This window comes from Oleiphilus sp. HI0080 (genome assembly GCF_001635135.1).
The window spans coordinates 1-799 of record NZ_LWFU01000074.1 but is presented as its reverse complement, the minus strand read 5'-3'; the positions used below and the strand labels follow the sequence as shown (position 1 = coordinate 799).

Genomic DNA, 799 nt, shown 5'->3' with positions numbered 1-799 from the left:
CCTACGTTAGGTGACGAAAAGGCATGCAAGCCAGGCAAGCAAAAGATGAACGTCACAAGCAGCGATACAAGCAACGATTCAAGCAACGATTCAAGCAACGACACCAAAACCCTCAAACTGAATGATTGAAACGTATGAGCGAGCAAAACAAAAACCTGCATGCAACTGAAGACCGTAAAGATGTGATTGCCAAGCTACAGGAATTGTCACCTGATTTTGTGGGTATGATCTCAGAGTTTGCGTTGGGGAAGGTCTTTGACCGTCCTGTTCTTGATGACAAATTAAAAGAAGTTGTCGCCATTACCGCCTTGATCAGTCTAGGAACGGAACGTTTGCAGGGGCATTTGGAATCGGCGCTGGCAGACGGCTTTAGCAAAGATGAGCTTGCCGAGATCATCATGTTGGCAAGTATTTATTTAGGCTTTCCTCGAGCGATTGATGCAATGCTAATGCTACACGAGGTAGCGAGCGTGCAGAGCAATACAGCTGGTTTACAAGGCGAAAAGTGAACAGGGACTATGTGCACTTCAGCCTAGCGACAGGCGACGTTTAGCCGCCATTTGCTTACTCTAGCGCTCGCGATTACCTAGGGCTTTTCGCACCTTGGTTGGCTGCCGTATCCGCAGCGGCGCTAGTGTGCACGATTTTGCCAGTTTAGTGAGCAAACAATATGTGCGCGCGATGACGTGCCCAGAGACGCGTCGAGTGAGTCATCCTTTTAATTGCTTCTGTCGTTTTCGATTCAGCGTTTGATTCAGTGCTTTATTCAGTTGTTAATTCAGTAATTCATGAGATCCGG

1 protein-coding gene is annotated in these 799 nt (G+C 47.6%); it reads left to right on the top strand.

Annotated features, from left to right (window positions below):
- Window positions 1-134 precede the first annotated feature (134 nt).
- On the top strand, window positions 135-509 hold the full coding sequence (locus tag A3751_RS01005) for a carboxymuconolactone decarboxylase family protein (RefSeq protein ID WP_068451184.1): 375 nt from the start codon (window positions 135-137) through the stop codon (window positions 507-509).
- Window positions 510-799 lie beyond the last annotated feature (290 nt).